Origin of the sequence: Proteus sp. HMSC14B05 (assembly GCF_001808035.1) — a bacterium.
Taxonomy (GTDB): Bacteria; Pseudomonadota; Gammaproteobacteria; order Enterobacterales; family Enterobacteriaceae; genus Proteus; species Proteus mirabilis.
In genome coordinates this window covers 19,839-28,000 of record NZ_KV791971.1, presented here as the reverse complement: position 1 = coordinate 28,000, position 8,162 = coordinate 19,839, and the positions used below count along the sequence as shown (strand labels likewise).

Here is an 8,162-nt window from a genome sequence, read left to right as displayed (position 1 = left end):
GTGCGGGTGTTGTTGCTAAAGTATTAGGTTAATTACTCGGTAATTTTCCTAAAGAAGGGCATCAATTGATGCCCTTTTTATGCGTTGTTTGAAAAAGAACCTATCTCATCACTAGTTTTCTGGAAATTATTGGTGAGATAGGCTCTGATACAACGAATTGAGTCCAGTATCTTGCAGATACGAATGTCATAGAGATATGACGCTGTGTCAGATGCAATCATAGTTTATTTATGGTTAGTCTGATTTGTTTTGCTCTTGCGAGGCAAGCTGGCTATTTATTTACATCATATGGACAGGTTAATTTATGAGTGCGAATAGCGGAGCTCAAGATAGCAAACGCGGTGGTGATATCGCTAAGTGGATCATTACCGTCTTATTGCTGGTAGTAGCAGTGGGTGGCAACTATCTTTATCGTGAATTTAACCTTGCGTTGCGGGCTTTAGCGGTTGTTATTCTGTTCGCGGCTGCGGGCGGAGTTGCGTTGTGGACAACACAAGGTAAAGCAACACTAGCATTTGCTCGCGAAGCTCGAATTGAAATGCGTAAGGTAGTATGGCCAACGCGTCAAGAAACATTGCAGACAACATTAATCGTTGCTGCGGTGACGGCTATTGTGTCATTGGTTCTTTGGGGACTGGATGGCATTCTGGTTCGTTTAGTTTCATTTATTACTGGCCTGTGAGGTGTTCATGACTGATTCTCCTAAAAAACGCTGGTATGTTATTCAAGCCTTTTCAGGCTTCGAAGGCCGTGTAGCACAGTCTCTGCGTGAACATATCAAATTAAACGAAATGGAAGACTCATTTGGCGAAGTTATGGTTCCAACAGAAGAAGTTGTTGAGATCCGTAGCGGACAGCGCCGTAAAAGTGAGCGTAAATTTTTCCCAGGCTATGTTCTTGTCCAAATGGTCATGAATGATGCAACTTGGCATCTTGTGCGTAATGTGCCAAGAGTCATGGGTTTTATTGGCGGTACTTCAGACAGACCTGCACCAATTAGTGATAAAGAAGTTGATGCGATCATGAATCGTCTACAACAAGTTGGTGACAAACCACGTCCTAAAACACTGTTTGAACCAGGTGAAATGGTTCGTGTTAGTGATGGTCCATTTGCTGACTTTAACGGTGTTGTTGAAGAAGTTGATTACGAGAAAAGTCGCCTGAAAGTGTCTGTTTCTATCTTTGGTCGTGCGACCCCAGTGGAATTAGACTTTAGTCAGGTTGAAAAAGGTTAAACCTTTTTACTCGCCTTTCTTGCAAAAGGTGGAAAAGTTCACTACAATTTTCCACCTTTCGTTTTGAGTTGTTTTGTCATGAGACAAAGCAAAGTAAATCGGGGAGCCCTAGCCGGGCGATATACCCACATTGAGGAATTAATTAATGGCTAAGAAAGTCCAAGCCTATATCAAACTGCAAGTTGCAGCAGGTATGGCTAATCCAAGTCCACCAGTTGGTCCAGCTCTGGGTCAACAAGGTGTTAACATCATGGAATTCTGTAAAGCATTCAACGCTAAAACTGAAAGCGTAGAAAAAGGTTTACCAATCCCTGTTGTTATTACAGTTTACGCAGACCGTTCTTTCACTTTCGTTACTAAAACTCCTCCAGCAGCGATTCTGCTGAAGAAAGCGGCGGGTGTGAAATCAGGTTCTGGCAAACCGAACAAAGAGAAAGTAGGTAAAGTAACTACTGCTCAAGTTCGTGAAATTGCAGAAACTAAAGCTGCGGATCTGACTGGTGCTGATGTTGAAGCTATGATGCGTTCAATTGAAGGTACTGCTCGTTCCATGGGCCTGGTAGTGGAGGACTAATCTGATGGCTAAACTAACCAAGCGCATGCGCAATATCCGTGAAAAAGTAGATGTAGTGAAACAGTACGAAATCAATGAAGCAGTTGCTTTATTGAAAGAGTTAGCTACAGCTAAATTTGTTGAAAGTGTTGATGTTGCTGTTAACCTCGGCATCGATGCTCGTAAATCAGACCAAAACGTTCGTGGTGCTACTGTTCTGCCACACGGTACTGGTCGTTCAGTTCGCGTTGCTGTATTCGCACAAGGTGCAAATGCAGAAGCTGCTAAAGAAGCTGGTGCAGAATTAGTCGGTATGGATGACTTAGCTGCTAAAGTTAAAGCTGGCGAAATGGACTTTGACGTTGTAATTGCATCTCCAGATGCAATGCGCGTTGTTGGTCAATTAGGCCAAATCCTTGGTCCACGCGGCTTAATGCCAAACCCGAAAGTGGGTACTGTAACACCTAACGTTGCTGAAGCTGTTAAAAATGCTAAAGCTGGTCAGGTTCGTTACCGTAACGACAAAAATGGTATTATCCATACCACTATCGGTAAAGTTGATTTCAACGAAGCTCAGTTGAAAGAAAACTTAGAAGCTCTGCTGGTTGCGCTGAAAAAAGCAAAACCATCTTCAGCTAAAGGCGTTTATATCAAGAAAGTAAGCCTGTCTACCACTATGGGTGCAGGTGTTGCTATTGATCAAGCAAGCTTAAGCGCGACAGTTTAATCCTCGATTAGACTAAAAGTCATAAAAGACTTTACCTTGGCGTCAAATTTGTATAGAATTTGACGCCTTGAGTTTAGCTATGTTGTATTTTGAATGTGAGTCAACATAACTAAATTCCCAAATTCGGTTGGAGTCTGGCCTATCCAGACCCCGTCCAAGACCGCAGGTGTAAGTAATTACTTAATTTTCCTGCGTAGACGGTGAGAGAGCCAAAAAGAATTTTATATTCTGGATTCTGCTCACCGTGTTTTAGCGCTTATTTCCATTGTGGCAATAAGTGATGTGAGTCCCGAGTTTTTACTCGGTTAATCCAGGAGCAAGAAGCTAATGGCACTAAATCTTCAAGACAAACAAGCGATTGTTGCTGAAGTCAGCGAAGTTGCCAAAGGCGCGCTGTCTGCAGTTGTTGCGGATTCCCGTGGTGTAACTGTAGATAAAATGACTGAACTGCGTAAAGCATGTCGTGAAGCTGGTGTTACTGTACGAGTAGTACGTAACACATTGCTACGTCGCGCTGTTGAAGGTACTTCTTATGAAGTGCTGAAAGACGCATTTGTTGGTCCTACCTTGATTGCTTTCTCTTCTGAACACCCGGGCGCTGCAGCTCGTCTGTTCAAAGATTTCGCGAAAGCGAACCCAGCATTCGAGATTAAAGCGGCTGCCTTTGAAGGTGAGTTTATCCCAGGTTCAAACATTGATCGCCTGGCTACACTACCAACTTACGAAGAAGCAATCGCACGCCTGATGTCAACCATGAAAGAAGCCGCTGCCGGCAAACTGGTTCGTACTCTGGCTGCACTGCGCGATCAGAAAGAAGCTGCTTAATAGCCAATTTCCTTCGTTGCTTTACTACGTATAAACTTTTTCTGAATTTTAGGAACAATTGTTATGTCTATCTCTAAAGACGATATCTTAAATGCAGTTGCTGAAATGTCTGTAATGGACGTTGTTGAACTGATCACTATGATGGAAGAAAAATTCGGTGTATCTGCTGCTGCAGCTGTTGCTGTTGCTGCGGGTCCAGCAGAAGCTGCTGAAGAAAAAACTGAATTCGACGTTATCCTGAAAGGTATCGGCGGTAACAAAGTAGCAGTAATCAAAGCAGTACGTGGCGCTACCGGTCTTGGTCTGAAAGAAGCTAAAGACTTAGTAGAATCTGCTCCAGCAGCTCTGAAAGAAGGCGTAAGCAAAGATGATGCTGAAGCTCTGAAGAAAGCTCTGGAAGAAGCAGGTGCTGAGGTTGAAGTTAAGTAATTTAACTTCCCAGAGAGCAGCCTAACGGCTGATGGCTGGTGATTTTTTGGTCACCAGCCTTTTTGCGCTGTAAGGTAAGAGTAGCTTTTTCACACTTTTTTGGCTTCCTCTTTACCTCAATATTTTTTGCTATTGACGACTTAATATACTGTGTTAGCCACTACGATCCACGTTTTTCCAAAAGCTCGGTAGTGTGCGCAATGCAATGAAATGATTTAAGAGTAATAGCAATAAGTATTATGGAAAATTTTATTTTCCTACCTACAAAAAAACAGTGTTAGATGAATGTCGTGTCACCCTTAATAACAAGGGCAGGCAGAGTGGGTCACTTTTCAGCGAGCTGAGGAACCCTATGGTTTACTCCTATACCGAGAAAAAACGTATTCGTAAGGATTTTGGTAAACGTCCACAAGTTCTGGATGTTCCCTATCTCCTTTCTATCCAACTTGACTCGTTCCAGAAGTTTATCGAGCAAGATCCTGATGGTCAAAATGGGCTGGAAGCGGCTTTCCGTTCCGTATTTCCAATCCAAAGCTACAGCGGCAATGCTGAACTGCAATATGTCAGCTACCGCCTTGGCGAGCCTGTTTTTGATGTTAAAGAATGTCAGATCCGTGGTGTAACTTATTCTGCACCATTACGTGTAAAACTGCGTCTGGTCATTTATGAACGTGAAGCCCCAGAAGGCACCGTTAAAGACATCAAAGAACAAGAAGTCTATATGGGTGAAATCCCATTAATGACCGATAATGGTACTTTTGTTATCAATGGTACTGAGCGTGTTATTGTTTCCCAGTTACATCGTAGCCCTGGTGTGTTCTTTGATAGCGATAAAGGTAAAACGCACTCTTCAGGTAAAGTACTGTATAACGCACGTATTATTCCTTATCGTGGTTCATGGTTAGACTTCGAATTCGACCCTAAAGATAATCTTTTTGTCCGTATTGACCGTCGTCGTAAATTACCAGCGACTATCATTTTACGCGCAATGAACTACAGCACCGAAGACATCTTAAATCTGTTCTTCGAGAAAACAACGTTTGAAATCAGTAATAATAAACTGATGATGACGTTAGTTCCTGAGCGTCTGCGTGGTGAAACAGCTTCATTTGATATTGAAGCAAACGGCAAAGTTTATGTCGAAAAAGGTCGCCGTATTACTGCTCGTCATATTCGTCAGTTAGAAAAAGAACAAATTGAGCGCATCGAAGTACCTGTTGAATACATCGCAGGTAAAGTAGTGGCTCGTGACTATATTGATGAAGCGACAGGTGAATTGATTTGTGCTGCTAACATGGAAATCTCTTTAGATGTGTTAGCTCGCTTAAGTCAAGCTGGTCATAAAACCATCGAAACACTGTTTACCAACGATTTAGATCATGGTGCTTATATTTCAGAAACTATCCGCGTCGATCCTACCAACGATCGTTTAAGCGCATTAGTTGAAATCTATCGCATGATGCGTCCTGGTGAACCACCAACTCGCGAAGCGGCAGAAAACTTATTTGAGAACTTATTCTTCTCAGAAGATCGTTATGATCTCTCTGCGGTTGGTCGCATGAAGTTCAACCGCTCTTTAGGTCGCGAAGAAGTTGAAGGTTCTGGCATCTTAAGCCAAGAAGATATCATTGAAGTGATGAAAAAACTGATTGATATCCGTAATGGTAAAGGTGAAGTGGATGATATCGACCACTTAGGTAACCGTCGTATTCGTTCTGTTGGCGAAATGGCTGAAAACCAATTCCGTGTTGGTCTGGTGCGTGTTGAGCGTGCAGTTAAAGAGCGTCTATCTTTAGGTGATCTTGATGCATTAATGCCACAAGATATGATCAACGCAAAACCGATTTCTGCTGCAGTTAAAGAGTTCTTTGGCTCTAGCCAGTTATCGCAGTTTATGGATCAGAACAACCCGCTGTCAGAAATTACCCATAAACGTCGTATTTCTGCATTAGGCCCTGGTGGTCTGACTCGTGAACGTGCAGGCTTCGAAGTTCGAGACGTACACCCAACTCACTATGGTCGTGTGTGTCCAATCGAAACACCTGAAGGTCCAAATATCGGTCTGATTAACTCATTATCTGTTTATGCACAGACTAACGAGTACGGATTCCTAGAAACGCCTTACCGTGTTGTAGAAAACAACGCTGTAACAGATGAAATCCACTATCTGTCTGCAATTGAAGAAGGTAACTTCATCATTGCTCAGGCTAACTCCGTATTAGATGATGATGGCCACTTCGTAGAAGAATTAGTAACTTGCCGTCATAAAGGTGAGTCAAGTTTATTTAGTCGTGATCAAGTTCAGTACATGGACGTTTCAACTCAACAGGTTGTTTCTGTCGGTGCTTCACTGATCCCATTCCTTGAACACGATGACGCCAACCGTGCATTGATGGGTGCGAACATGCAACGTCAGGCTGTTCCTACACTTCGTGGTGATAAACCACTGGTAGGTACAGGTATGGAACGTGCTGTAGCGGTTGACTCCGGTGTTACTGCGGTAGCAAAACGTGGTGGTACTGTTCAGTATGTTGATGCTTCTCGTATCGTTATCAAAGTAAACGAAGATGAGACTTATGCTGGTGAAGCAGGCATTGATATTTACAGCTTAACTAAATATACCCGCTCTAACCAAAACACATGTATTAACCAAACACCTTGTGTTTCTTTAGGTGAACCTGTTGAACGTGGTGATGTACTTGCCGATGGTCCATCAACAGACCTTGGTGAACTTGCATTAGGTCAAAACATGCGCGTGGCATTTATGCCATGGAATGGTTATAACTACGAGGACTCCATCCTTGTATCTGAGCGTGTTGTTCAAGAAGACCGTTTCACAACTATCCATATTCAAGAACTTGCTTGTGTGTCTCGTGATACTAAGTTAGGGCCTGAAGAGATCACTGCAGATATTCCTAATGTTGGTGAAGCTGCGTTATCTAAACTGGATGAATCAGGTATCGTTTATATCGGTGCTGAAGTGAAAGGCGGTGATATTCTGGTAGGTAAAGTAACACCGAAAGGTGAAACTCAACTGACTCCAGAAGAGAAACTGCTACGTGCTATCTTCGGTGAAAAAGCATCTGATGTTAAAGATTCTTCTCTGCGTGTTCCTAACGGTGTGTCTGGTACAGTTATTGATGTACAAGTCTTCACCCGTGATGGCGTAGAAAAAGACAAACGTGCATTAGAAATCGAAGAATCGCAATTACGTGAAGTTAAAAAAGACTTAACAGAAGAGTTACGTATCTTTGAAGCGGGTCTTTTTGCACGTATTCGTGGCGTTCTGATTGCCGGCGGTATTGAAGCTGACAAATTAGATAAACTACCTCGTGAACGTTGGTTAGAACTGGGTCTTGCTGATGAAGAGAAGCAAAACCAGTTAGAACAATTAGCTGAACAGTATGATGAACTGAAAGCTGAATTCGCGAAGAAACTGGAAGCTAAGCGTCGTAAGATCACTCAAGGTGATGATTTAGCACCGGGTGTATTGAAGATTGTTAAGGTTTATCTGGCTGTTAAACGTCAGATCCAACCTGGTGATAAGATGGCGGGTCGTCATGGTAACAAGGGTGTTATCTCTAAGATTAACCCAATTGAAGACATGCCATACGATGAAAACGGTAATCCTGTTGACCTCGTACTGAACCCACTGGGTGTACCATCACGTATGAACATTGGTCAGATCCTTGAAACTCACTTGGGTATGGCTGCTAAAGGTATCGGTGATAAAATCAATACGATGCTGAAACAGCAACAAGAAGTGGCTAAGTTACGTGAATTTATCCAGAAAGCTTATGATCTGGGTATGGCACCTCGTCAGAAAGTTGATTTGGACACCTTTAGTGATGAAGAAGTGTTACGTTTGGCTGAAAACCTGAAAAAAGGTATGCCAACTGCAACACCTGTGTTCGATGGTGCAGAAGAGATGGAAATTAAAGAGATGCTGAAATTAGCAGATCTTCCAACTTCTGGTCAGATTACACTTTTCGATGGTCGTACAGGTGAACAATTCGAACGTCCAGTAACTGTAGGTTACATGTACATGCTGAAACTGAACCACTTAGTTGATGACAAGATGCACGCCCGTTCTACCGGTTCGTACAGCTTAGTTACTCAGCAACCTCTTGGTGGTAAAGCACAGTTTGGTGGACAGCGTTTCGGGGAGATGGAAGTATGGGCACTGGAAGCATACGGTGCGGCTTACACGCTACAAGAAATGCTTACTGTTAAGTCGGATGACGTTAACGGTCGTACCAAAATGTACAAAAACATTGTTGATGGTAACCATCAGATGGAACCAGGTATGCCTGAGTCGTTCAACGTATTGTTGAAAGAGATCCGTTCACTGGGTATCAACATCGAATTGGAAGACGAATAACGTATTCCATGA

Annotated in this window: 7 protein-coding genes; all 7 read left to right on the top strand. The window is 42.9% G+C overall.

Features of this window, described 5'->3' with window-relative positions; genetic code table 11:
- The first annotated feature begins 304 nt into the window (after positions 1–304).
- A complete protein-coding gene (secE, locus tag HMPREF3129_RS03910; protein ID WP_004246899.1) occupies positions 305–682 on the top strand; it encodes a preprotein translocase subunit SecE in 378 nt (125 codons plus the stop codon).
- 7 nt (positions 683–689) lie between these two features.
- Entirely contained in the window at positions 690–1,235 is a 546-nt protein-coding gene (gene nusG, locus HMPREF3129_RS03905; RefSeq protein WP_004246900.1) for a transcription termination/antitermination protein NusG, read from the top strand.
- Positions 1,236–1,380: 145 nt separating this feature from the next.
- Complete coding sequence (rplK, locus tag HMPREF3129_RS03900) at positions 1,381–1,809, top strand: 50S ribosomal protein L11 (RefSeq protein ID WP_004246901.1); 429 nt, start codon at positions 1,381–1,383, stop codon at positions 1,807–1,809.
- Positions 1,810–1,813: 4 nt separating this feature from the next.
- Positions 1,814–2,515 carry a 50S ribosomal protein L1 gene (gene rplA / locus HMPREF3129_RS03895; RefSeq protein ID WP_004246903.1) on the top strand — a complete coding sequence of 234 codons (702 nt, stop codon included), beginning with the start codon at positions 1,814–1,816 and terminating at the stop codon, positions 2,513–2,515.
- Between the two features lie 327 nt (positions 2,516–2,842).
- Positions 2,843–3,340 carry a 50S ribosomal protein L10 gene (gene rplJ / locus HMPREF3129_RS03890; protein WP_004246904.1) on the top strand — a complete coding sequence of 166 codons (498 nt, stop codon included), beginning with the start codon at positions 2,843–2,845 and terminating at the stop codon, positions 3,338–3,340.
- A 63-nt stretch (positions 3,341–3,403) separates the two neighbouring features.
- On the top strand, positions 3,404–3,769 hold the full coding sequence (gene rplL / locus HMPREF3129_RS03885; protein ID WP_004246905.1) for a 50S ribosomal protein L7/L12: 366 nt from the start codon (positions 3,404–3,406) through the stop codon (positions 3,767–3,769).
- A gap of 352 nt (positions 3,770–4,121) precedes the next feature.
- Positions 4,122–8,150, top strand: coding sequence for a DNA-directed RNA polymerase subunit beta (gene rpoB, locus HMPREF3129_RS03880; protein ID WP_036919217.1), 4,029 nt, complete (start codon positions 4,122–4,124; stop codon positions 8,148–8,150).
- Positions 8,151–8,162: the final 12 nt, after the last annotated feature.

What these genes read in the sequence shown, in the direction of transcription:
- secE (WP_004246899.1), top strand. Translation starts at nt 305, where the DNA reads ATGAGTGCGAATAGCGGAGCTCAAGATAGCAAACGCGGTGGTGATATC.
- nusG (WP_004246900.1), top strand. Translation starts at nt 690, where the DNA reads ATGACTGATTCTCCTAAAAAACGCTGGTATGTTATTCAAGCCTTTTCA.
- rplK (WP_004246901.1), top strand. Translation starts at nt 1,381, where the DNA reads ATGGCTAAGAAAGTCCAAGCCTATATCAAACTGCAAGTTGCAGCAGGT.
- rplA (WP_004246903.1), top strand. Translation starts at nt 1,814, where the DNA reads ATGGCTAAACTAACCAAGCGCATGCGCAATATCCGTGAAAAAGTAGAT.
- rplJ (WP_004246904.1), top strand. Translation starts at nt 2,843, where the DNA reads ATGGCACTAAATCTTCAAGACAAACAAGCGATTGTTGCTGAAGTCAGC.
- rplL (WP_004246905.1), top strand. Translation starts at nt 3,404, where the DNA reads ATGTCTATCTCTAAAGACGATATCTTAAATGCAGTTGCTGAAATGTCT.
- rpoB (WP_036919217.1), top strand. Translation starts at nt 4,122, where the DNA reads ATGGTTTACTCCTATACCGAGAAAAAACGTATTCGTAAGGATTTTGGT.